At 52.6% G+C, this 24494-nt stretch carries 23 protein-coding genes; 15 read left to right on the forward strand and 8 right to left on the reverse strand.

The features are described from left to right. Positions 1 to 170: 170 nt before the first annotated feature. From FDX01_RS00570 to dbpA, 4 genes are all read left to right on the forward strand, one after another. A complete protein-coding gene (locus tag FDX01_RS00570; RefSeq protein WP_137361788.1) occupies positions 171 to 1337 on the forward strand; it encodes a methyl-accepting chemotaxis protein in 1167 nt (388 codons plus the stop codon). Positions 1338 to 1485: 148 nt separating this feature from the next. Continuing rightward, positions 1486 to 2469, forward strand: a complete 984-nt coding sequence (zntB, locus tag FDX01_RS00575; RefSeq protein ID WP_096756915.1) for a zinc transporter ZntB — start codon at positions 1486 to 1488, stop codon at positions 2467 to 2469. Positions 2470 to 2743: 274 nt separating this feature from the next. Beyond that, positions 2744 to 2926 carry a hypothetical protein gene (locus FDX01_RS00580; RefSeq protein ID WP_096756916.1) on the forward strand — a complete coding sequence of 61 codons (183 nt, stop codon included), beginning with the start codon at positions 2744 to 2746 and terminating at the stop codon, positions 2924 to 2926. Between the two features lie 28 nt (positions 2927 to 2954). Further along, complete coding sequence (gene dbpA / locus FDX01_RS00585; RefSeq protein ID WP_096756917.1) at positions 2955 to 4328, forward strand: ATP-dependent RNA helicase DbpA; 1374 nt, start codon at positions 2955 to 2957, stop codon at positions 4326 to 4328. 104 nt (positions 4329 to 4432) lie between these two features. Here dbpA and ttcA read toward each other — a convergent pair whose 3' ends face one another. The 5 genes from ttcA to nifJ form a co-directional block, all read right to left on the reverse strand. Next, positions 4433 to 5368, reverse strand: coding sequence for a tRNA 2-thiocytidine(32) synthetase TtcA (gene ttcA, locus FDX01_RS00590; RefSeq protein WP_137399044.1), 936 nt, complete (start codon positions 5366 to 5368; stop codon positions 4433 to 4435). A 198-nt stretch (positions 5369 to 5566) separates the two neighbouring features. Next, positions 5567 to 6001: a universal stress protein UspF gene (uspF, locus tag FDX01_RS00595; RefSeq protein ID WP_115258358.1), complete on the reverse strand. Its 435-nt coding sequence runs from the start codon at positions 5999 to 6001 to the stop codon at positions 5567 to 5569. A gap of 81 nt (positions 6002 to 6082) precedes the next feature. Further along, a complete protein-coding gene (locus tag FDX01_RS00600) occupies positions 6083 to 6295 on the reverse strand; it encodes a KTSC domain-containing protein (RefSeq protein WP_137361785.1) in 213 nt (70 codons plus the stop codon). Between the two features lie 149 nt (positions 6296 to 6444). After that, entirely contained in the window at positions 6445 to 7581 is a 1137-nt protein-coding gene (gene ompC, locus FDX01_RS00605; protein WP_137399045.1) for a porin OmpC, read from the reverse strand. A 362-nt stretch (positions 7582 to 7943) separates the two neighbouring features. Then, positions 7944 to 11468: a pyruvate:ferredoxin (flavodoxin) oxidoreductase gene (gene nifJ / locus FDX01_RS00610; protein ID WP_135911974.1), complete on the reverse strand. Its 3525-nt coding sequence runs from the start codon at positions 11466 to 11468 to the stop codon at positions 7944 to 7946. Positions 11469 to 11742: 274 nt separating this feature from the next. On the opposite strand from nifJ, the gene FDX01_RS00620 reads away from it, so the two are divergent. After that, positions 11743 to 12009 (forward strand): DUF333 domain-containing protein, encoded by a 267-nt coding sequence (locus FDX01_RS00620; RefSeq protein WP_096756923.1) that lies wholly within the window; start codon positions 11743 to 11745, stop codon positions 12007 to 12009. A 13-nt stretch (positions 12010 to 12022) separates the two neighbouring features. On the opposite strand, the gene hslJ is transcribed toward FDX01_RS00620, so the two are convergent. Both hslJ and FDX01_RS00630 read right to left on the reverse strand, forming a co-directional pair. Beyond that, positions 12023 to 12442, reverse strand: coding sequence for a heat shock protein HslJ (gene hslJ / locus FDX01_RS00625; protein ID WP_115258361.1), 420 nt, complete (start codon positions 12440 to 12442; stop codon positions 12023 to 12025). A 112-nt stretch (positions 12443 to 12554) separates the two neighbouring features. Next, positions 12555 to 13544: a 2-hydroxyacid dehydrogenase gene (locus tag FDX01_RS00630; protein WP_137399046.1), complete on the reverse strand. Its 990-nt coding sequence runs from the start codon at positions 13542 to 13544 to the stop codon at positions 12555 to 12557. 615 nt (positions 13545 to 14159) lie between these two features. Here FDX01_RS00630 and FDX01_RS00635 point away from each other — a divergent pair. Then, positions 14160 to 14372 (forward strand): hypothetical protein, encoded by a 213-nt coding sequence (locus tag FDX01_RS00635; protein ID WP_096756927.1) that lies wholly within the window; start codon positions 14160 to 14162, stop codon positions 14370 to 14372. Between the two features lie 156 nt (positions 14373 to 14528). On the opposite strand, the gene blaGIL is transcribed toward FDX01_RS00635, so the two are convergent. Further along, positions 14529 to 15389 (reverse strand): GIL family class A beta-lactamase, encoded by an 861-nt coding sequence (gene blaGIL, locus FDX01_RS00640; RefSeq protein WP_349290573.1) that lies wholly within the window; start codon positions 15387 to 15389, stop codon positions 14529 to 14531. 181 nt (positions 15390 to 15570) lie between these two features. Here blaGIL and FDX01_RS00645 point away from each other — a divergent pair, with 181 nt between their 5' ends. The 9 genes from FDX01_RS00645 (at position 15571) to FDX01_RS00685 (ending at position 24424) form a co-directional block, all read left to right on the forward strand. After that, a complete protein-coding gene (locus FDX01_RS00645; RefSeq protein WP_137399047.1) occupies positions 15571 to 18210 on the forward strand; it encodes a YdbH family protein in 2640 nt (879 codons plus the stop codon). After that, the gene (locus FDX01_RS00650; protein ID WP_003020350.1) at positions 18207 to 18398 is read left to right on the forward strand and encodes a YnbE family lipoprotein; all 192 of its coding nucleotides are present in this window, start codon (positions 18207 to 18209) and stop codon (positions 18396 to 18398) included. Before FDX01_RS00645 ends, FDX01_RS00650 begins: the two co-directional genes overlap by 4 nt. Before the next feature lie 7 nt (positions 18399 to 18405). After that, complete coding sequence (locus tag FDX01_RS00655; protein ID WP_137399048.1) at positions 18406 to 18729, forward strand: YdbL family protein; 324 nt, start codon at positions 18406 to 18408, stop codon at positions 18727 to 18729. A 106-nt stretch (positions 18730 to 18835) separates the two neighbouring features. Further along, entirely contained in the window at positions 18836 to 19441 is a 606-nt protein-coding gene (locus FDX01_RS00660; protein ID WP_096756931.1) for a CDP-alcohol phosphatidyltransferase family protein, read from the forward strand. Continuing rightward, positions 19438 to 20355, forward strand: coding sequence for a phosphatidate cytidylyltransferase (locus tag FDX01_RS00665; protein WP_117342860.1), 918 nt, complete (start codon positions 19438 to 19440; stop codon positions 20353 to 20355). The genes FDX01_RS00660 and FDX01_RS00665 overlap by 4 nt, the downstream gene beginning before the upstream one ends. A gap of 3 nt (positions 20356 to 20358) precedes the next feature. After that, positions 20359 to 21000 (forward strand): lysophospholipid acyltransferase family protein, encoded by a 642-nt coding sequence (locus tag FDX01_RS00670; RefSeq protein ID WP_137399049.1) that lies wholly within the window; start codon positions 20359 to 20361, stop codon positions 20998 to 21000. Next, a complete protein-coding gene (locus tag FDX01_RS00675) occupies positions 20993 to 22753 on the forward strand; it encodes a bifunctional alpha/beta hydrolase/class I SAM-dependent methyltransferase (protein ID WP_137399050.1) in 1761 nt (586 codons plus the stop codon). The genes FDX01_RS00670 and FDX01_RS00675 overlap by 8 nt, the downstream gene beginning before the upstream one ends. Continuing rightward, positions 22743 to 24047 (forward strand): phosphatase PAP2/dual specificity phosphatase family protein, encoded by a 1305-nt coding sequence (locus FDX01_RS00680; RefSeq protein WP_135911983.1) that lies wholly within the window; start codon positions 22743 to 22745, stop codon positions 24045 to 24047. The genes FDX01_RS00675 and FDX01_RS00680 overlap by 11 nt, the downstream gene beginning before the upstream one ends. After that, the gene (locus tag FDX01_RS00685; RefSeq protein WP_117342857.1) at positions 24023 to 24424 is read left to right on the forward strand and encodes a hypothetical protein; all 402 of its coding nucleotides are present in this window, start codon (positions 24023 to 24025) and stop codon (positions 24422 to 24424) included. The genes FDX01_RS00680 and FDX01_RS00685 overlap by 25 nt, the downstream gene beginning before the upstream one ends. Positions 24425 to 24494: the final 70 nt, after the last annotated feature.

Genomic DNA, 24494 nt, shown 5'->3' on the forward strand with positions numbered 1-24494 from the left:
CATACACTAAATCAGTAAGTTGGCAGCATCACCTAATACGCCTTAAGTGAAAGTGGGGTAGGGTCCAATTGAAAATTAAGGTTTCTGCGTAAGCGAATGGTAATCTGTATCGCAACTGCTATAAAAATTACTACCCGTATTTATATTATTTCTTGGTGAGCAGAGCTGAAATGTTGAAGAATATAAGCGTCAGGACATTTATTATTTCATTTGTGACATTAACACTTTTTATTCTCAATGTGATGGAGTTATTATTATCCACAGAGATTGATACTATTATTTATACTGACGTAGTGAGTCTGATCTCGATATTATGTCTGTGGTGGTACATGACAAAATATCTCGTTGAACCAATCAATACCGTCAAAAAAAGCATAGAAGAGGTCACGTCAGGGAATTTGGCGATCAGTATTCCTGAGTTCGGAAATAATTGCGCCGGGCGACTTATTCCGGGTATCAATAGCTTATCGAGTAATATTTCTGCGTTAGTCAGCGAAATCCGCACTTCTTCACGCACGGCGATGATGCTCTCTGAACAACTTGCGGACCGCAGTGCAGCGCTGTCGGTTAAAACGGAGCAGCAATCAGGGGCGTTAACGCAAACCTCTGCCAATATGGATGAGATAGCCATCAGTACACGTAATAATGCTGAGAATACGCAGTTGGCCAGTGCCCAGGCGAATATCGCTACACACTCTGCCCGTCAGGGGGGCGAATTAATGGTACAGGTTGCGACCAATATGCGCTCTATCACCGAATGCGCGCAGCAGATGACGGAAATCATCGCCCTGATCGATGGCATTGCTTTTCAGACGAATATTCTGGCATTAAACGCAGCTGTGGAATCAGCACGAGCAGGTGAGCACGGCAAGGGGTTTTCCGTGGTAGCGGGAGAAGTGAGGACGCTGGCCCATCGTAGTGCTGAAGCAGCAAAGAGTATTAAACGGCTGATTGATGAAACTCATTATAACGTGCGCGAAGGGGCGGCTATTGTCCGCGAAGCCGAAAAAAATATGCAGGATATCGTGGGCGGCGCCGGGCAATTGGACCAATTGATGGGGGAGATATTAACCACCACGCGGGAACAGGAGAAGGGTATCGTTAAGATTACCCAGGCCCTGGCAGAGTTGGAAAACGTGACTCAAAGTAATGCCATCATGGTCGATGAGTTATCGGATTCATCTGCCATTCTGAAAAATCAGGTAAACGACCTGCAGTCACGAACACATAAATTTCATTTAAGTAACACTCCGGAAAAAGAATTTTTCCCACAACCTCACGGCACCGTAACACCTTCGGGGTTCAGCCGACGGGATAAATACGGTCATTCATTCTAATCCTGTCGTCACCCGCGCCGACGTCGTCGGCGTTTTCATTTTTATTTAACTTTTCTGAATCATTTCAGCACAATGGGATAATGAGATATTGCTTAACATAATCTGCAGGCTAGACTAACGAAAAAGACTGAATGACTGTGGAGGCGCTGTGGAAGCCATTAAGGGAGCGGACGTTAATGTGCCGGATGCCGTGTTTGCCTGGTTACTGGATGGCCAGGGCGGAGTAAAACCGCTGGAAGATAACGATGTGATCGATGCTCAGCATCCCTGCTGGTTGCATCTTAATTATACCCATTCTGATAGCGCGAAGTGGTTGGCGACGACGCCTCTGCTTCCTAATATTGTGCGCGATGCGCTGGCCGGTGAAAGTACGCGCCCACGAGTCAGCCGGATAGGGGAAGGCACGCTGATCACCCTGCGGTGTATTAATGGCAGCACGGATGAGCGTCCAGACCAACTGGTGGCAATGCGTTTATATATGGATGAGCGGCTGATTGTCTCGACGCGTCAGCGTAAAGTGCTGGCGTTGGATGATGTGATCAGCGATTTGCAAGAAGGAACGGGGCCGAATGACTGTGGCAGTTGGTTGGTGGATGTCTGTGACGCGTTAACCGATCATGCCAGTGAGTTTATTGAACAGCTGCACGACAAAATTATCGATCTGGAAGACAATTTACTCGATCAACAAATCCCACCGCGCGGCTTTCTGGCACTGCTGCGTAAGCAACTGATCGTCATGCGGCGCTATATGGCTCCACAGCGAGATGCCTATGCACGTCTGGCGAGCGAAAGACTGCCGTGGATGACCGACGATCAGCGGCGCCGGATGCAGGATATCGCCGACAGGCTGGGAAGAGGGTTGGATGAGATTGACGCCTGTATTGCCCGGACCGGTATCATGGCGGATGAAATTGCGCAGGTGATGCAGGAATCGTTGGCTCGCAGAACCTATACCATGTCGTTGATGGCGATGGTCTTTCTGCCCAGCACATTCTTAACCGGATTGTTTGGCGTTAACCTTGGGGGAATTCCCGGTGGCGGCTGGCAGTTTGGTTTCTCATTGTTCTGTATTCTGTTAGTGCTCCTGATTGGTGGTGTTACTTTATGGTTGCATCGTAGTAAATGGTTGTAACAGCAACGTTTTTTACCGCCTCTGATGGGCGAAAACGTTTAATATTTTGAGCGAGGTCAATAAACTCTCTACCTATTCGGGGCAATATCTCTCTCGCAGGTGAATGCAACGTCAAGCGATGGGCGTTGCGCTCCATATTGTCTTACTTCCTTTTTTGAATTACTGCATAGCACAATTGATTCGTACGACGCCGACTTAGATTAGTCGGCTTTTTTTTGCCTGCAGGAAATGAGCGTCTACCCTAAAAGAGTCAACCTGAATGACTGGAGGGAATATGACCCGTCTCACGCTATTGCTACCGTTGCCCACACTCAACACCGACTCTGTACCGACCGATCCGGTACCCATTCCTGACCCGATACCTCGTCCGCAGCCGATGCCTGATCCACCGCCGGATGAAGAACCGATTAAATTGTCGCATCACGGGCGCAGATCTGCGAGGATACGCGCCTGCTAATTGTAAGTTCTTACCGCGAGATTAAATTGTGACCGCTTTTTCTACTCTGAATGTTTTACCTGCCGCTCAACTCGAGAATCTTAACGAGCTGGGTTATCTTGAAATGACGCCTGTTCAGGCCGCTGCGCTACCGGCGATCCTGGCAGGAAAAGATGTTCGCGTGCAGGCAAAAACCGGCAGTGGCAAAACGGCCGCGTTTGGTCTTGGACTGTTACAGCACATTGATGCCGCGCTGTTTCAGACGCAGTCGCTGGTCTTATGCCCCACACGTGAACTGGCTGACCAGGTCGCGGGCGAACTGCGTCGATTAGCGCGTTTCCTGCCGAATACCAAGATATTAACGTTGTGCGGTGGGCAACCTTTTGGCGCACAGCGTGATTCTTTGCAACATGCGCCACATATTATTGTCGCCACGCCGGGCAGATTGCTCGACCACCTGCAAAAAGGTACCGTGTCGCTGGAAGCCCTGAATACACTGGTAATGGATGAAGCCGATCGCATGCTGGATATGGGCTTTAGCGATGCCATTGATGAGGTGATCCGCTTTGCGCCTGCGTCACGCCAAACGCTGCTGTTTTCGGCGACCTGGCCGGAAGCGATTGCCGCAATCAGTGGCCGGGTGCAGCAAAACCCGTTAACGATTGAAATCGATACGGTAGATGCGCTACCGGCGATTGAACAACAGTTTTTTGAAACCTCCACACACGGCAAAATTTCGTTGCTGCAAAAGTTGCTCAGTCAACATCAGCCGGCATCGTGCGTTGTCTTCTGTAACACCAAAAAAGATTGCCAGGCCGTGTGCGACGCGTTGAATGCCGCGGGGCAAAGTGCGCTGTCACTACATGGCGACCTGGAGCAGCGCGATCGCGATCAGACGCTGATTCGTTTCGCTAACGGTAGCGCGCGCGTGCTGGTGGCAACCGATGTTGCAGCACGTGGCCTCGATATTAAATCGCTTGAGCTGGTGGTGAACTACGAACTGGCATGGGATCCGGAGGTGCATGTACACCGTATTGGACGTACTGCGCGTGCGGGTAACAGCGGCCTGGCCATCAGCTTCTGTGCGCCAGAAGAAGCCCAGCGTGCCAATATTCTTTCTGAAATGCTGCAACTTAAGCTGAACTGGCTACCTGCACCTGGCAACGGTTCAATTGTGCCGCTTGAGGCCGAGATGGCGACGCTGTGCATTGATGGCGGCAAAAAGGCAAAAATGCGTCCGGGTGATGTTCTGGGGGCATTGACCGGTGATATGGGGCTGGATGGGGCCGACATTGGCAAGATTGCCGTGCATCCGATGCATGTCTACGTGGCCGTTCGTCAGTCCGTGGCGCATAAAGCGTGGAAGCAGTTACAAAACGGTAAGATTAAAGGCAAAACCTGTCGGGTTCGTCTGTTGAAATAAATGTCCGTTGGAGTGCCTGATGGCGCTCTACTTATCCGGCCTACAGGCGTTTATGCACGTCGTAGGCCGGATAAGACGTTTACGTCGCCATCCGGCATGATAAATTACTTCACTTCAACCACGTTCAGGCGTAACTCATCCAGCTGATTTTCATCTTCTTCCGGCTGCCAGCCAGCAGGTTGCAGCGGAATCTCTTCGCGATCGAACGCTAAGTCACCGCCGTCAACGACCGCTGAGCCGTGCTTAATACCTTTAAAGTCGAACAGATTGATATCGCTAAGATGCGAAGGCACCACGTTCTGCATTGCGCTGAACATGGTTTCAATACGGCCCGGGTAGCGTTTATCCCAGTCACGCAGCATGTCAGCAATCACCTGACGCTGCAGGTTCGGTTGTGAACCGCACAGGTTACACGGAATAATCGGGTAGCCTTTGGCTTCTGCAAAACGCTCAATGTCTTTTTCACGGCAATAGGCCAGCGGACGAATGACGATATGCTTTCCGTCGTCGCTCATCAGTTTCGGTGGCATACCTTTCATTTTCCCGCCGTAAAACATGTTTAAAAACAGCGTTTGCAGGATATCGTCGCGGTGGTGTCCCAGCGCAATTTTCGTGGCACCGAGTTCGGTTGCCGTGCGGTACAGAATGCCGCGGCGCAGGCGAGAGCACAGTGAGCAGGTAGTTTTCCCTTCCGGGATTTTGTCTTTGACGATCCCGTAGGTATTCTCTTCGACAATTTTGTACTCGACGCCCAATTGTTCCAGATACTCCGGCAGAATGTGTCCCGGGAAACCGGGCTGTTTCTGATCCAGGTTAACCGCAACCAGAGAAAAACTGATCGGCGCACTTTTCTGCAAATTGCGCAGGATCTCCAGCATGGTGTAGCTGTCTTTCCCACCGGAAAGGCACACCATAATGCGATCGCCATCTTCAATCATGTTGAAGTCGGCAATCGCTTCGCCCACGTTACGACGCAGACGCTTTTGTAATTTGTTCAGGTTGTATTGTTCTTTCTTGTTAATTTCTTGATTTTGCGACATTTAATAGAGGCTCAATTCATAGTGTGGCATCAGAAGAGAATGCATCACGCCGGATTGTCCGGCAAAAGAAGTCTGATATAAAAACTGTGGCGTGTATGGTACGGATAAGCGGGAAAAATGTCAGCACATTTAGGTCAGGAATCGCGGGGTAAAAGAGGTAGAAATGAAAAGCCCGCAGCGATGTGCGGGCCAGAAAGCTTAGCGGACGACCAGAACCGAACACTCCGCATGCCGCACTACAGCTGCGGCGTTGGAGCCAAGCAGATAAGTGGTGATGTCAGGTCGGTGCGAGGCAATAATGACCATATCTGCAGGTAATTTCCTGGCAAGCTCCAGAATTTTATCTTTTGGCGAACCTTCAACGACATGAACGTGAATTCTGTCTGCCGGGATATTGAACTTCTTGATCATCTCTTCCAGTTGAGATTTCGCTTCGGCCTTAAGATCGTCCATGGCCGGCAACTCAGCCGAGTAGGCCAGTCCAAGCGAAGCATAATAGGGCAATGACGGAATAACGGTCAGAAAATGGACCTGTGCATCGTCAATTCTTGCCTCGGCTTCGACATGGGCAATAACACGTTGAGTTAATTCTGAGTCTGAAATATCGATGGGTACAAGAATCGTTCTGTTCATAAAACCTCCTGTTTAAGTATCCTCCTAAAGCTTACCGCGTAATGGCACTTTATGTACAATGACAGAGATCACATTTTGGCATCACTTTATTTTGAGTTCAGGGAACTTGCCTTTTATTACGCCATCGTAAAACCGGCCTTTTGAGACCACTGTCAGGAAATCTCGAAAGATACGCGCCGGGACCGCGTGATATTGCAGGATTTCCGTATGGTGAAAACGAATTTCTAACGTGCGGGATGATTCGTCATAACCGACGGATGCAATACGGGATGATTTAACGGGGTGATGATTCATTGCAGGCATCCTCTGCGGCGAGTGTGAAGGCAATATATCATCTATCAGTGATGTGTTTTAACGCAACAGATATAATGTTTTGATCTAGATAAAACGCAATTACGGCGCAGGGGGTGGGAGTAGCCCGCTGTTTCCAGCGGGCTGACAGATTAGAACTGGTAAACCATACCCAGTGCTACGATATCATCGGTAGAAATACCTTTGCTAGCGTAGAAGCTGTCGTCTTCATCCAGCAGGTTGATTTTGTAATCAACGTAGGTAGAGAAGTTTTTGTTGAAGTAGTAAGTCGCACCTACGTCAGCATATTTAACCAGATCTTTGTCGCCATCAGAACCGTTGGCGCCCAGATCCTGACCTTTAGACATCAGGAAAGAGACGGACGGACGCAGACCGAAGTCGAACTGGTACTGTGCAGTCACTTCGAAGTTCTGAGTTTTGTCAGCTACGCCAGCATCACCGTACGGGGTCATGTTACGTGTTTCAGCGTACATGGTTGCGAAATAGATGTTGTTTGCATCATATTTCATACCGACAGTCCATGCGTCAGCTTTGTCGCCACCAGCAACGTCGCCACCGGCAGTGGTCTGCTCGTTAGTACGGTCAGAAGAGGTGTATGCTGCACCGAGGCTAACGCCCATACCCAGATCGTAGGTCGTGGAGAGACCGAAGCCGTCACCGTTAGAGTTTTGAACGTTGCGATCGCCGCCGTTGCCGGTACCTTCCTGGTCGAAGTTATCAAGCTCATCGCTGCTCTGTTCGTTCGCGCCCTGGTACTGCAACGCCACGTTCAGACCATTCACCATGCCGAAGAAATCGGTGTTACGGTAAGTTGCAACACCGTTGGCACGACCGGTCATGAAGTTATCAGCTTTGGTGTAAGAGTCGCCGCCGAATTCTGGCAGCATATCGGTCCAGCCTTCTACGTCGTACAGAACGCCATAGTTACGACCGTAATCGAATGAACCGTAGTCGCCGAATTTCAGACCCGCGAAGGCCAGACGGGTAAAGTTGTTGCTGCGATTGCTTTCGGTGGTGTTAGCATTGACCTGATATTCCCACTGACCATAACCGGTGAGCATATCGTTGATCTGAGTTTCGCCTTTGAAACCACCACGGAAATAAGTCTGATCACCATCGTTGCTTGGGGTGTCAGAAAAATAACGCAGGGCGTTTACTTTTCCGTAGAGGTCTAACTTGTTGCCGTCTTTATTATAAACTTCAGCAGCGTGAGTAGCGCCTGCAGCTAACAGAGCAGGAATTACAAGGGCCAATACTTTTCTGTTCATTGAAATAATCCTTTAGTTTTTTTATTTACCTGCGACGACCCATGTAGGGTGTTAACGCATGCTAAAGGAGAAGTTCCGTAAAGAGATAAATATGAATTGTTACGTCTTAAGTAAAATCTTAAATAAATAATTCCACGGAAATGATGATAATCGTGGTGAATGAATTAATGATTAAATATATAAAATAAATATTATACAAGTTAATTTTGTTGGGATATTCTGCGCGGGTTATATGCCTTTATTGTCACGTTTTATTTTTCGTTGGAGAGTTGTCCCAGAATTGATTAGCCAGCGAATAAATTGACAAGCCCGAACATCTGTTCGGGCTTTTTTTATTCCAGAGTAATACTTAACTGAACGTATTAATCGGTACTGCTTTTTTCGGCTTTTCCCGCCAACTGCGCCAGGAAGTCATAGCGTTTTTGCAAATCTGCGGTCGCATCCTTCCACAACTGCTCTGCCACCTCCGGCTGCTGTGCATTCAGGCGGCGGAAGCGCTGTTCGTTCATCAAAGTCTCAGCCAGCGCATCTGACGGCGGGCGAGAGTCCAGTGCCAGCGGCAGTTTACCTTCGTCAGCGCGACGCGGATCAAAGCGATACAGTGGCCAGAATCCGGTGGCCGTGAGCTGGCGCATCTGATCGTGACTCAGGGCGAGATCGTAGCCGTGTTCTTCACACGGGCTGTAGGCAATAATCAGCGACGGACCAGGGTAAGATTCTGCTTCCTGAATCGCTTTCACCGTCTGGTTTAACTGCGCTCCCAGCGAGATCTGTGCGACGTAAACATGACCGTACATCATCATACTGACGCCCAGATCTTTACGTGCTTTACGCTTACCGTGTTCGCCAAATTTGGTGACCGCGCCAAGCGGTGTCGCTTTCGAGGCTTGCCCGCCAGTGTTGGAATAACACTGGGTATCCAGTACCAGGATGTTAACGTTCTCGGTCAGGCTCAGGACATGGTCCAACCCGCCAAAGCCAATATCGTAGGCCCAACCGTCACCGCCAATCAGCCAGATTGATTTCTCAACCAGTGCATCGGCATCGGTTAACAGTTGCTGTGCGCCATCAACACCTTGCAGATGTTGGCGCAGTGCGGCGACCTGCTCGCGACGAACTTCCGGCGTGGCTTCTGCGTGCAAGGCATCATTCAGCTCAGCCGGGATCTTATCGGCAAACTGTTCCAGCAAGCGCATGACGCGAACGCGATGTTGGTCCACCGTCAGGCGGAAGCCCAGACCAAACTCGGCGTTATCTTCAAACAGAGAGTTTGCCCAGGCTGGCCCACGGCCGTTTGCATCGGTGGTATACGGTGTGGAGGGCAGGTTTCCGCCATAAATCGATGAACACCCGGTTGCGTTGGCGATTAGCATGCGGTCACCGTACAGCTGGGTAAGCAGTTTGATATACGGCGTTTCGCCACAGCCTGAGCAAGCACCGGAATATTCAAACAGCGGGGTGATCAGCTGTGAGGTGCGAATATCAATGCGTTCCAGTTTGCTGCGGTCGATCTCTGGCAGGTTGAGGAAGAAATCATAGTTCACTTTTTCTTCTTCGACATGCTCCAGGCGGGACATCATATTGATGGCCTTGATCTCTGGATTCTGACGATCTTTCGCCGGGCAGACTTCCACGCACAGATTACAGCCGGTGCAATCTTCAGGCGCGACCTGTAGAACATATTTCTGACCGCGCATATCGCGGGATTTCACATCCAGCGAATGCAAACTAGCCGGGGCGTCTGCCATTGCTTCCGGGGAAACCACTTTGGCACGAATTGCCGAGTGCGGGCAGGCGGCAACGCAGTGGTTGCACTGTGTACACAGTTCTTCTTTCCAGATAGGGATTTCTTCGGCGATATTGCGTTTTTCCCAGCGCGTGGTGCCCATGGGCCAGGTACCGTCTGGCGGCAGTGCGGAGACGGGCAGTGCGTCACCCAGACCCGCGAGCATCGCCGCCGTCACGGTTTTCACAAAATCAGGCGCGGCATCGGAGACCACTGGCGGTCGGTTGGCGCTGTGCGGATCAACCGGCTGAAGAGCCACTTCGGCGACCGACTCACGTGCCAGCGCCAGCGCCTGCCAGTTACGTTCAACCAGATCCTGACCTTTGTTGCTGTAGCTTTTTGCAATTGCGCCCTGCAGTTCCACCAGTGCGCTATCACCGGGTAAAATTTGTGTCAGATGGAAAAACGCCATTTGCATTACGGTGTTAATACGTGCTGCCAGGCCGCATTCACGGGCGATTTTGGCCGCGTTAATCACGTAAAAACGGGCTTTCTTCTGGTTCAGAACTGCCTGAACTTCTTGCGGCAGACGTGACCACACCTCATCCACGCTGTACGGCGTATTGAGCAGGAAGATACCGCCTGGCTTCAGGCGTTCTGCCATTTGATATTTATCGATAAACTGCAGCTGATGGCAGCCAACAAAATCCGCCTGCGACACCAGATACGCCGAACGGATCGGTTTTTCACTGACGCGCAGATGGGACACCGTCAGGCCGCCGGCTTTTTTCGAGTCATAGACGAAATAACCCTGCGCATACCACGGCGTCGAGTTACCAATAATCTTGATATTGTTTTTGGTCGCTGACACGCTGCCGTCGCTGCCTAATCCGTAAAACAGGGCTTCGAGTTTTGCGGTGGAGGGCAGGGTGTTTTCTGGCAGGGGGAGTGACAGATTGGTGACATCATCATAGATGCCGACGGTAAAGCGCGATTTTGGTTTGGCGTGGCTTAACTCATTAAACACCGCCATCACGCAGTCCGGGCCAAACTCTTTCGAGGAAAGGCCATAGCGCCCGCCAATTACACGCGGTAGCGTTTCACGCTCGCCACAGTTAAAGGCTTCGGCCAGCGCGGTCATGACATCCAGATACAACGGCTCAGCCTGTGCCCCGGGTTCTTTGGTGCGATCCAGAACGGCGATGCTGCGTGCGGTTTCCGGCAAGGCCTGCAGCAAATGTCGGGCTGAGAACGGACGGAACAGACGGACTTTCAGTACGCCGACTTTTTCGCCACGGGTAAGCAACTCATCCACGACTTCTTCGCAGGTGCCGATGGCGGAGCCCATCAGAATGATGACGCGCTCTGCCTGCGGATGTCCATAGTATTCAAACGGCTGGTACTGGCGACCCGTTGCGGTGGCGAAATCGTTCATCGCCTGTTCGACATGCTCGTAAACCGCGTTGTACCACGGGTTTGTCGCTTCGCGTGACTGGAAATAGGTATCCGGGTTAGCCGAGGTGCCGCGAATCACCGGATGCTCCGGATTCAGCGCGCGAGAACGATGGGCGTCGATCTCCGCCTGCGGCATCAGTCCAAGAATGGTGTCATCGGCCAGCGGTACGATTTTATTGATTTCATGTGAGGTGCGGAAACCATCAAAGAAATGAATAAACGGGACGCGGCTTTTCAGCGTGGCGATATGCGAAATCAGGGCAAAATCCTGCGCTTCCTGAACGCTGCTGGCGCACAGCATTGCACAGCCGGTCTGGCGAACGGCCATCACGTCGGAATGGTCGCCAAAAATCGACAGCGCATGGGTGGCAATCGTACGTGCCGCAACATGCAATACAAACGGCGTCAGTTGACCGGCCAGTTTGTACAGCGTCGGGATCATCAGCAATAAACCTTGCGATGAGGTAAAAGATGTAGACAGCGCCCCGGTTTGTAACGCGCCGTGGACGGTCGCAATGGCACCGCCTTCCGACTGCATCTCCACAACGCGAGGTATATCGCCCCAGACGTTTTTTAGCCCGTTCCCGGCCCAGGCATCGGCCTGCTCCGCCATCGTCGAACTCGGCGTAATCGGGTAGATGGCGATAACCTCGCTGGTACGAAATGCAACCGAAGCAACCGCACCATTACCGTCAATTGTTTGCATACTGACACCCTTACATTGCGCAAAAAGAGGGACCCGCAAAACGACGACGAGTCCTGTAGTTATCTTTCTATTTTAGCAAAAGCCATCTGGACACATTTTCGCATTTGTGTCCCTGTAATAAACAGAATGAATGGTTTGATCAAAGGAGCCGTCAAAAAATTGCCAGAAAATGTAAACAGGGCGCATAAATGCGCACTTTACCTCTCGACGACAGTGTTTCTGCTGCCTATTATTTAGGGCTGTGTCGTTGGGTTATTTTTTAGAGGGGAGTGAGATGCGCGCAGCGTTTTGGGTAGGGTGTGCCGCGTTATTATTATCGGCTTGCAGCAGTGAACCTGTTCAGCAGGCAACGGCCGCGCACGTCGCGCCGGGCATGAAGGCTGCAATGTCGGGTTCTGGTGAGGCCAACTGCGCTATGATTGGCGGTTCGTTGTCGATTGCACGTCAACTGGATGGTTCCGCCATCGGGATGTGTGCTTTACCTAACGGCAAACGCTGCAGTGAACAGTCGCTTGCCGCCGGGAGTTGCGGGAACTATTAAGTCTCCGCGTTAATTACATTAAGTCTGCCAGTTTATACGTCAGTGTTTGCTCTGCCGTCGCCAGTGTTAACTGGTTAGCCGTCAAATCGACCTGTGCGCCTTGCTTAAACACGTCGCTGATAACGCCATCAAGTGCGTTCAGCTGTGGGTCGGCGCACATCATGCGGGTCATCGCCAGGTCTTTCACCTTCAATTCGCCGTCAGACAGCTTGCCCTGGCCCGTGAATTGATTACACATTTTTCCCGACACCGTCATATTTTCACCAAAACTCAATTCGGGTTGATTTTTCGCAACGGTGACCGGTTTGCCGTTCACGCTCTCCAGAACGAAACGGTGGTGCTGTAACTGTTCGCGATTAACGGAAACTTTTCCATTGCTCACACAGCCAGCCATAAGCATGCTGAGCGCAATCAACGTGACAATTTTCTTCATTGAATTTCTCTACGTTAGTGACGGGAATACAATCAATATAATAATGATACTGTCGGATTTATCATCAGGGGTTATCTGAAAATGCTCCCCCGAATGCAGGGGAGCGGCATTTTCAGAAGAGGGCGTTCGGGCAGGTTTCGCCTTTGGAAATCTGGGCCAAATTCTGTAAGGTTGTTTCCGAAATGCTGGTTAACGCTTCGGCCGTTAAAAATGCCTGGTGCCCGGTGAACAACACGTTATGACAGGCAGACAAGCGACGGAATACGTCATCCTGGATAACATCATTGGACTTATCTTCAAAGAACAGGTCGCGTTCATTTTCATACACGTCCATACCCAAAGAACCAATTTTCTGGTTTTTCAGGGCATCAATGGCAGCCTGTGAGTCGATCAGGGCCCCGCGACTGGTGTTAACGATCATTACGCCGCTTTTCATTTGCGCGAAGGCTTCTTCATTGAGCAGATGATAGTTTTCCGGCGTTAACGGACAGTGCAGGGAAATGACGTCTGACTCCGCAAACAGCGTGTTGAGATCGATATACTCAACGCCTAATTCAAGAGCAGCAGCGCTTGGATAGGGATCAAACGCCAGCAAACGCATACCAAAGCCTTTCAGGATCCGCAGCGCGGCAATACCAATTTTACCGGTACCGATCACCCCGGCGGTTTTACCGTACATGGTAAAACCAGTCAGGCCTTCCAGAGAAAAGTTGGCGTCACGAGTGCGTTGGTACGCGCGGTGGATACGACGGTTCAGCGTCATCATCATACCAATCGCATGCTCGGCGACCGCTTCCGGCGAATAGGCCGGAACGCGCACAACCTGCAAGCCTAGCTCTTTGGCGGCGTCCAGATCGACGTTATTGAATCCGGCGCAGCGCAGGGCGATGTACTTCACCCCGTGCTTTTTCAGTTCTTCCAGAACCGGGCGGCTGCCATCGTCGTTGACGAAGATGCACACGGCTTCGCAGCCATGGGCTGTTTTGGCCGTTTTCTCGGTCAGCAGAAAGTCAAAGAATTCAAGTTCAAAACCAAAAGCCTCGTTAACCTGTTGCAGGTACTTCTTGTCGTACTGTTTTGTACTATAGATGGCGAGTTTCATAAGACTTTCTCCAGTGATTCTGAAATCACATTAATCCAATTCAAATTATTTTACAAAATCCAAAAAACAATTGATAGTCATAGATATAATGAATAATTCTAGAGCATCTCTTCTTAATGTGGGCACATTGCTGGATTTAAACCACTCGTCTTAGTATATGTACTCCTTTGGGCGTCCTGCCGTTAAGCATTGCTACCTTTGGGTATGTTGGGCAGATTCGGAAATGATGAGCGAGAGGCGCATCTTTTCATAGCCTTAATGTGGTTAGCCACTCATATTGAAACCGGATTTTTAAAACTCTCGATATAGTTCCGGATTGGTAAAGGTTGGGAGTTTGGCTTTTTACGCTGCTGATTCTACCGCTTCGCAATATGCTTGATTACCGTCGCTGGTTGCCCGTGCTCCATTCATGCTGATCATGTGTGAGGGTGACATGGCCGGGGCCTAAGTATCCCCACCGCCGAGTCCAATAAACCGTGTGGTGTTGTCGTGCCGTAACAGCATCCGACACGTCGATCTCCTCCACGTTCGTTAAGCCTGTAACGCGGAGAAAAAGCCAGGTGAATTACCTTCAGGCAGCTACGCTTATACAGGTATCACATATCGGGAGGGGTCATGTTAACTCACTCTGAAGCAAAACGCTGGGCCACCTTAATGCTGAAGGCTGCATTATGTGATGGTATGAAACCTGAAGAAATTTCCCGGCAGGTGCATCTTGTCTGCGATCATCATGGCAAGGCGTGCCTCGAAGAGCTCATAGAGGAAATTCTGATAGAAGCAGGTCGTATCGGACCTAAACATAGCGATGGACAACTGCGCCATCACTGAGTTTGAACGCTTCCGCGTCCCCGTTAGTATGATGTCTTAAGAGCAGACAGAACAACGGGGAATCGCGCGATGCACTGCAGATGACTCAACTCAATTCCCTGATTTTTTATATTTCCGCTGGCACGCGTAACAACGTACCGTTGTTTTGAGGCAATTTTACTCATCCCAGTGTTGGATCAGCGTCGCCCCAATCCCCGCAATCTGCCTGTTTCGCTCCTCCAGTGTTGCCTGGCTTTCGGTGACGTAAATCACCACGATACGGGAAGGCTTACCGTCCGGCCCTAACGCCGCGACGATCCCGCGAGAACCGCGTGCCCCGGCACCTGTTTTATCTGCTATAAACCAGCCTGCCGGAAGTACCGAGCGCAACAGTGGCCCCGCGACTTTATCCGTCACCATCCAGTGGGTGAGTTGCTGCTGTGATGTCGTCGTCAAGATTTTTCCGGTGAGCAGTTGGCGCAACGTTTGCGCCATATTTTCAGGTGTCGTCGTATCGCGTTTATCGCCGGGTAGCGCTTCGTTCAATTCGGGTTCCCAGCGGTCGAGTCGGGTCACCCGATCGCCGGTTGTGCGCAGAAACGCGGTTAATCCTTGCGGACCGCCGATGGCCGTAAGCAGTAGATTCGCCGCCGTGTTATCGCTCATGGTGATGGCGGCATCGCATAATTCGCCGACGGTCATGCCATCGGTCAGGTGTTTTTCTGTAACCGGCGAGTATTCGACCAGATCACGCCGGCTGAACGGGATGCGACGATCCAGCAGCTCTTTTCCTGCGTCAACGCGTGCGAGCACCGCGCCGCAGAGTAAAACCTTAAATGTACTCATCATCGGAAAACGCTCTTGCAGGCGATAGCTTTCCAGAATCTCGCCGCTGGTGAGATCCAGCTCGGCATAACCGACGCGTGCGGTGAGCTGGCTTTCTGCTTCTTTGACTTTATTCAGCGTTGTCGGGTGGGCAAACGCGGGCAGACAAAATGCGGTAAGTAATGGGATAAGGGCCAGACGAAAGTGGGGCATAGTTATATTCTTCCTTGGTATCTCTCTGATTAAAGATAACTTATTTAAATTATTCACAAGCTATAAATATTACATATATTTCAATGGCATCTATTCTTAAGGTGGGCATGTTTAGCTAAACATGCCACAATAGACGCCGAAACCGGCTTAAATTTTCGCTAAATCAGGATATTAACTACCCATGAAGGGTAAATATAAAGCCGTATTGGCTCTACTCTTATTATTGACCCTTGTGCCGCTGACGTTATTGATGACGTTGGGCTTGTGGGTTCCTACACTGGCGGGCATCTGGTTGCCTGTCGGTACGCGCATTGCGCTGGACGAGAGTCCACGGCTTACCCGACATGGGCTGCATATTCCCGAACTCCGTTATTTGGTGGATGATTGTCCACTCGCGCGTATCACCGAGGCGGATTTATCCCACCCCAGCCGCTGGTTGCTGAACGTCGGCAGTATTGAACTGGATGCCGCTTGCCTGGCTAAACTGCCGCAGACGGAGCCATCGCCCGCCGCGCCGAAAACGCTGGCAGAATGGCAATCCATGCTGCCCAACACCTGGATTAACATCGATAAACTTATTCTTTCTCCGTGGCAGGAGTGGCAGGGCAAACTGTCACTTTCGCTGACGCCTGCCATCCAGCAAGTCAGTTATCAGGGCGAAAAGGTTAAATTTCAGGGACGTCTGCACGGACAAAATCTGACGGTCAACGAACTGTCTGTGGCGGCTTTTGAAGAGCAACCACCGGTGAAGCTGGTCGGGGAGTTTACGATGCCGCTGGTGCCCGACGGACTGCCGGTGGGCGGTCACGCGGTTGCCACCCTAAGCCTGCCGCAGGAGCCAACGCTTGTGGATGCAGAGCTGGAATGGCGAGAAAACAGCGGACAGCTGATCGTGATGGCGCGGGACAATGCAGATCCGTTGCTGGATCTGCCGTGGGAAATCACCCGCCAGCGGCTGACGGTGAGCGACGGGCGCTGGAACTGGCCCTATCAGGGCTTCCCGTTAAGCGGTCGTTTAGGCTTAAACGTCGAAAACTGGCAGGCCGGTGTGGAAAACGCGGTAGTCAGCGGGCGTTTGAACATTCTGACGCAGGGTGATGCAGGCAAGGGTAACGCGGTGTTAACCTTTGGTCCCGGCACGCTTGGCATGGACAACAGCGACATGCCGTTACAGCTAACCGGCGAGGCGAAGCAGGGTGATCTGATCTTTTATGCGATGTTACCCGCGACGCTCAGCGGCAGTCTGAGCGATCCGCAGCTGGCTTTTGAACCTGGCGCCCTGTTACGTTCTCGTGGTCGGATTATCGACTCGCTGGATATAGACGAAATTCGCTGGCCGTTGGCCGGTGTCAAGGTGACCCAACGCGGGGTGGATGGGCGGTTACAGGCTATTTTACGCGCCCATGAAAACCAGATGGGCGGTTTTGAGCTGCATCTTGATGGTCTGGCTAATGATTTCCTGCCTGACGCCGGTCGCTGGCAGTGGCGGTACTGGGGAGAGGGCAGTTTTACCCCGATGCACGCTCGCTGGGACGTGGCAGGCAAGGGGGAATGGCACGACAACACCGTCAAACTGTTTGACCTTTCTACCGGATTTGACCATCTGCAATACGGCACCATGCTGGTGGAAAATCCGCGTCTGGTGATGGATGAGCCGATCGTCTGGGTGCGAGACCCGATCCAGCCCACGTTTAGCGGGGCGCTGTCGCTGGACGCCGGGAAAACCACCTTCTCCGGTGGCAGTACTCTGCCGCCTTCAACCCTGAAGTTCAGCGTAGAAGGGAGCGACCCGACGATATTCCAGTTCAAAGGCCAACTGCATGCTGGCGCCATTGGCCCGGTCCAGTTGAACGGTCGCTGGGACGGGATCCGCTTGCGTGGTCAGGCCTGGTGGCCAAAACAGTCGCTCACTGTATTTCAGCCGCTGGTGCCACCGGACTGGAAGATGAACCTGCGCGAAGGCGAACTGTATGCTCAGGTTGCCTTCTCCGCCGCCGCAGAACAAGGCTTTGAGGCAGGCGGTCATGGCGTATTAAAAGGCGGTAGCGCCTGGATGCCCGACAACCAGATTAATGGCGTCGATTTTGTGCTGCCGTTTCGTTTTAGCGAAGGAGCATGGCAACTGGGCACGCGCGGGCCGATTTCATTGCGTATTGCAGAGGTGGTGAACCAGGTCACGGTGAAAAATATCACCGCGGATCTGCAAGGCGGCTATCCCTGGAGCGAAGATAATCCCTTACTGTTGAGCGATGTTAGCGCCGATTTGCTGGGCGGCAAGGTAGTGATGCAGCAACTGCGTATGCCGCAACACGATCCGGCATTAGTGCGGGTGCAGAATATCTCGTCCAGCGAGTTGATTAGCGCGGTTAATCCCAAACAGTTTGCCATGTCCGGCCCGGTCAGCGGCGCATTGCCGCTCTGGTTAAACAATGAAAAATGGATTATCAAAGACGGCTGGTTGACCAACCCTGGGCCGATGACGTTGCGCATCGATAAAGACACGGCGGATGCGGTGGTCAAAGACAATATGGCGGCCGGTGCGGCGATAAACTGGCTGCGTTATATGGAAATCACCCATTCCTGGACGAAAATAAATCTTGATAACCTTGGCGTATTAACCATGCAGGCAGCCGTCACCGGCAATAGCCGGGTAGATGGCAAAGTCGGGACGGTGAATTTGAATTACACCCATGAAGAAAACGTCTTTACGTTATGGCGCAGTTTGCGTTTTGGCGACAATTTACAGGCATGGCTTGAGCAAAATGCAGCGCTGCCAGAAACCCATTGCCTGGAAGGCAAGGAATGTGAGGAACAACAATGAAAACTATTGCGGCCATGCTGGGACTGCTGGCGTCATCTTTGCTGGTAGGGTGCACCCCGCGTATTGAAGTCGCGGCGCCGAAAGAGCCCATCACCATCAATATGAACGTCAAAATCGAGCATGAGATCCATATTAAAGTCGATAAAGACGTCGAGAGCCTGTTGAAATCACGCAGTGATTTATTCTGAGGTGACGATGAAAAAAACGCTTAAAGTGACCCTGTTGCTCCTGAGTTTACTGAGCGCCAATGCGTTTGCGCTGACCCTGAATGAAGCCAGAAACCAGGGGCGGGTGGGTGAAACGCTCAATGGCTACCTTGTGGCATTGCAAACCGATGCTGAGACCCAGACGCTGGTGAGTGAGATAAACAAGGCGCGTAGCGCCAGCTACCAGCAACTGGCTGAGAGTAACAATATTCCTGTTGATGAAGTGGCAAAAATGGCCGGACAAAAACTGGTGGCGCGCGCTAAACCGGGGGAGTACGTCCAGGGCATTAACGGGAAGTGGTTGAAAAAGTAATCAACATATGTTTATTAAATCTCATTTTGAAATAATGGCAAGTATCAGGCAGGTAATGGTTAATTAATCCACTATAATTGCATCAATAAATTATCAAGGAGTGATGATGACGCTTTATCAGATAAAGCCTGCTTTCCAGGCGCTTTTACGCCCGCTCATGTTCTGGTTAGATAAAAAAAGCGTCACCGCCAATCACGTCACACTGGCCGCGATGGCGCTTTCTTTTATCACTGGTGCTGTGCTGTTTATCTTCCCCGAACCTAAACTTTTCATTCTTTTACCCATCGTTTTATTTATACGCATGGCGCTCAATGCGCTGGACGGCATGCTGGCGCGTGAATGTAACCAACAATCCCGCTTGGGCGCTATTCTCAATGAAACCGGGGATATTCTCTCCGATCTCGCGTTGTATCTGCCGTTTATGCTGCTTTCCGGCAGTAATGCGCTGCTGGTACTGGTTATGCTGTTTTGTGCTTTGATGACGGAATTCTGCGGTGTGCTGGCGCAAACCATCAATGGCGTGCGCAGCTATGCCGGACCGTTCGGCAAAAGCGACAGGGCGCTGGTGTTCGGTACATGGGGGCTGGTGCTGGCGCTGTGGCCGCAGGTGGCGCAGTGGAATAACGTTATTTGGGGCATTGCCACGCTATTGCTGCTGTGGACTATCGTTAACCGCTGTAAGAGCGCATTACGTGACGAGGGGGCGAAATGATGCTGCTGGAAAAATCGCTGGCAGTGATTTTTGCCCTGCTGGTGATAGCGACACTGGCAAACGGTCTGCTGGTGTGGCGTCGACCGGGTAAAGACTGGCGTGAGCTGACGCTGCGTATTCGCACCTGGTGGGTGATCATTGTACTGTTTTCACTGGCTATCTTAAGCCCGCCTTGGCTGGCGTTGACCTTCTTCGCGCTGGTGAGCTTTATGGCGTTAAAAGAGTTTTTAACGCTGGCCCCATCGCGCCAGACCGACCGTATGCCGCTGTTGTGGATGTTTATTGCGATCCCCATTAACTACTGGCTGATTGGTATCAACTGGTACGGCATGTTCGTGGTGTTTATTCCGGTGTATGCGTTCTTATTCTTGCCGGTGCGCATGGTGATTGCTGGCGATACGCAGGGATTTTTACGCTACGCCTCCCAGCATCACTGGAGCTTGATGACCACCGTGTTTGCGTTCAGTCACGTGGCGTTTTTGCTGGTGCTGCCTGATGACGGCAAGCAGACCGGGGCACTGCTGGTGCTGTTCCTCGTCGGCTTAACGGAATTCAACGACATTGCCCAGTACCTGTGGGGAAAATCAATGGGCCGTATCAAGGTGATCCCTAAGATCAGCCCCAATAAGACCCTGGCGGGACTGGTTGGCGGTGTGGCAACCACCACGCTTGCGGCGGCGGTGCTGGGCCCGCTCATGACACCGTTAAGCATCCCGATGGCGATGCTGGCAGGGCTTATTATCGGCATCAGCGGTTTCTGTGGCGATGTGGTGATGTCGGCCATTAAGCGCGATATTGGCGTGAAAGACAGCGGTACACTGCTGCCAGGTCACGGCGGTATTCTCGACCGGCTGGACTCGCTGATCTTCACCGCCCCGGTATTTTTCCACTTCATTCGCTATTTTTACTATTAACGTATGATCAACACATTGCTACGAACGCTGTTTACGCTGTGCATCGTCTGGCCGGTAATTTGGCTGTGGCTTGGGCTGCGCGTCAGGCACCGGGATCGCTTGCCGCAGCAGGGGCCGGCGATTGTGGTCGCGAATCACAACAGTCATATGGATGTTTTTGCGCTGCTGTCGCTGTTTGCGCTGCGCCGTCAGGGGGCCATCCATCCGGTGGCCGCCGCTGACTATTTTCTGCGTAATAAATGGATGGCCTGGTTTGCGCTTAATATTCTCAACATTATTCCGATTACGCGTAAGGGCGGCGAAGCTGCCCCGCTGGCACAGTGTGAACAGGCCTTACGCGACGGCAAGATCTTGATCCTTTTCCCTGAAGGTACCCGCGGCGAACCGGGAATACTGGCACCACTGAAATCCGGCATCTGGCACCTCAGTCAGCGTATGCCGTCGGTACCGATTATTCCCGTCTGGCTGCGCGGAACGGAGCACGTGATGGCGAAGGGGAATCGTATTCCTCTGCCGCTGTTTATTGACGTCAACATTGGCAGACCGTTGGTCGCGCAGAGCGATAAACGCGTTTTTATGGACGATCTCAGACAGCAGCTGGTGCTGCTACAGCAACAAACTACAGGACCGCACCCTCATGACTAACATTCGAGTGCCCGATGAACGTCCATTTTTAACCAGCGACAACACCGCGCTGTTTTTCCGCCACTGGCCGGCATTAGCAGCAGGTCCTGCGCCAAAAGTGATTGTCCTGTTTCATCGCGGACACGAACACTCCGGGCGTTTGCAACACATTGTCGATGAGCTTGTGATGCCGGATACCGCGTTCTATGCCTGGGATGCGCGCGGCCACGGGCAGTCGCCAGGACCGCGCGGATATAGCCCGTCGCTGGCACGTTCGGTGCAGGATGTCGACGAGTTCGTGCGCTTTGCCGCTGCTGACAGCCAGGCTGCAATGGAAGATGTGGTGGTGGTGGCGCAAAGCGTGGGTGCGGTGCTGGCAGCGACCTGGGCTCATGATTATGCGCCTTCCATTCGTGGGCTGGTGCTGGCGTCCCCGGCGTTCAAAGTCAAACTGTACGTACCGTTTGCCCGTCCGGGGCTGGCCTTAATGCATCGCCTGCGCGGCCTGTTTTTCGTCAACTCCTACGTCAAGGGCAAATACCTGACGCACGATCCTGAGCGCGTGGCGAGTTTTAACCAGGATAAACAGATTACCCGGGCGATTGCGGTGAACATCCTGCTCGATCTCTATAAAACGGCGGAGCGTATTGTCAGCGATGCCAGCGCCATTACTCTGCCTGTACAGCTGTTGGTTTCCGGGGATGATTTTGTGGTCCATCGCCAGCCGCAAATTGATTTTTACCAACGCCTCAGAAGCCCACTCAAGGAACTGCACGTGTTGCCGGGCTTTTATCACGACACACTGGGTGAAAAAGACCGGCATCTGGCGTTCGACAAAATGCGTGATTTTATCGGCACGCTGTACGCGATGCCGCCGCAGCGCTTTGACTACCGTAATGAAGACCGCTGGAGCCCCGGAGCAGATAGCTGGCGGCTGCTTAGTGGCGGACCTGCGCCGTATTCGCTTGACGATATTGCCTATCGTGGCCTGCGCTATGGGATGAAATTACTCGGGACGCAATCAACGGGCGTGCGTCTGGGGTTTGAGACCGGTTTTGATTCGGGTAGTACGTTGGATTATGTCTATCGCAACCAGCCTCAGGGCAGCAGCGCGCTGGGTCGGCTGATTGACAAAAACTACCTGAACAGCGTGGGCTGGAAGGGGATCCGCCAGCGCAAGGTTCATTTGCAGATGCTGATCCGCCAGGCGGTGGGGCAACTGGCAGAGCAAGGAACCGCAGTGCATGTAGTGGATATCGCGGCCGGACACGGGCGCTATGTGCTTGACGCACTGGAAGGCGAAGCGGCGGTCAACTCGATTTTGCTGCGCGATTACAGCGAACTGAATGTTAAGAAAGGCAGTGAGATGATCGCCAGCCGCGGTATGGCTGAAATTGCCCGCTTCGAGCAGGGCGATGCCTTCAACCGCGAACAGCTGGCGTCGCTGGAACCGCGTCCCACATTAGGTATTGTTTCTGGGTTATATGAACTCTTCCCGGAGAACACGCTGGTACGTAATTCGCTCGCCGGGCTGGCTGACGCGATTGCCCCTGGAGGCGTGCTGATCTACACCGGGCAGCCCTGGCATCCGCAGTTAAAAACCATCGCCTGGTCGTTGACCAGCCACAAAGACGGCAAAGCCTGGGTGATGCGCGTGCGTACGCAAGGGGAAATGGATGCGCTGGTGCGTGAAGCCGGGTTTGATAAGTGCACGCAGCTGATTGATGAGTGGGGGATTTTCACTGTCTCGCTGGCGGTGCGCCGTGGGGGCTGAACGCCGTAAGGTGATGGTACAGGCGGTGGGCTGGCTAATGCTGCTGGCGCCTTTTTTCTTTCTTACCTATGGCAAGGTCAATCAGTTTACTGCCTGGCAGGACACGCAGCATGACAATGTGGGCAGCATCGTGTTTGGCTGGGAGTCCGCCATTCCCTTTCTTCCGTGGACTATTCTGCCGTACTGGAGTCTGGATCTGTTTTACGGATTGTCACTGTTTGTCTGCACCACGCGCGTTGAACAGCGGCGGCTGGTGCTGCGTCTGTTCCTGGCGTCGGTGATTGCCTGCGTCGGTTTTTTGCTGTTTCCACTCCAGTTTAGCTTTACGCGCCCGGAGGTCAGCGGCGCGGCAGGCTGGCTGTTTGCTCAGCTTGAACAGTTCGACTTGCCGTATAACCAGTCCCCGTCGCTGCATATTATTCTCTGCTGGCTGCTGTGGCGGCATTTCAGTCATCACCTCAGTGGGGGTTGGCGCAGGTTATGTGACGGTTGGTTCTTGCTGATCGCCGTGTCGGTACTCACCACCTGGCAGCATCATTTTATCGATATCATTACCGGGCTGGCGGCAGGCATGCTGATTGACTGGATGGTGCCGGAAAAACGTTGCTGGTGCTGGCGCAAACCGGATGCGGCGCGCTTAAGGCTGATGCGTCGTTATTTGTCGGGCGCCGCGTTATGCACTATTGCCAGCGTATGGCTAACGCCCTGGCTGCTGTGGCCTGCTGTATCGTTGCTGATGGTGAGCTATGGCTACGGCGGATTCGGCGCGGCGACCACGGGCAAAGATGAACAAGGGCGACTGCCGCCTGCCGTGTACGGGCTGACGCTGCCCTGGCGAGTAGGGATGTGGCTGTCGATGCGCGGATTTACCCGCCGTCTGCCACCGCTGAGCAACATTACCGCTGGCGTCTATCTCGGTAGTTTTCCACGCCGCATACCTGAACAAAACGCGGTACTTGACCTGACCTTTGAATTTGCGCGCGGGCATGCTACTTCCATGCGCGCCTACGCTTGCGTCCCGATGCTGGATCTGGTGATCCCGAGCGACGCCGAGTTACAACAGGCGGTAGACCGGCTGGAAACGCTACATAAAGAGCAGGGGACCGTACTGGTACACTGCGCGCTGGGGCTGTCGCGCAGTGCGATGGTGGTTGCGGCGTGGTTGTTGCAATGCGGCCATGTGGCAACCGTTGAGCAGGCGGTGGCGTATATTCGCGAACGTCGGGCGCAGGTGGTGCTGACGGATAAACATCTGGAGAGGCTGCAGCAATGGCAACAGAAAGTGACGGTGTAACGAATAATGAAGCGCTGCACCGCGATTTGCTACGACACACGCTGGAAAGCTGGCGTTTCATCCTGCTTTTTAGCGTCCCACCCATGGTGTGGGCGATCGTTGTCGCACCGTCGGGGGGGCTACGTGCGGTTATCGCGCTGTTGTGCGCCATTGTCTGGTTTGGCTGCTGGCGCCTGTGGCTTGATGCCCGCTACTTTTCGCTGCTCAATGTGCAAAATAACGTGCAGGCCGGAGAGGCACTCTTTGCCATCTGGCAGCGCGACAAGCTGAAGACGCTGAGCCTGACCGAGCGCCAGGCGGGGGCATTGGCGCAGTTTCGGCGTACGCTTTATTGGGTTGCTGCGCTGTGGGCGGCCTGGTTGATGATGCTGGTGTAGCGTTTTCGGCAGCGCAATAGTTGCCACACTACACGATGTTGATGCTGATATATTCCCCCTCCGGTGTCTC

The organism is Citrobacter sp. wls613, from assembly GCF_005281195.1.
GTDB classification, from domain to species: Bacteria; Pseudomonadota; Gammaproteobacteria; order Enterobacterales; family Enterobacteriaceae; genus Citrobacter; species Citrobacter gillenii.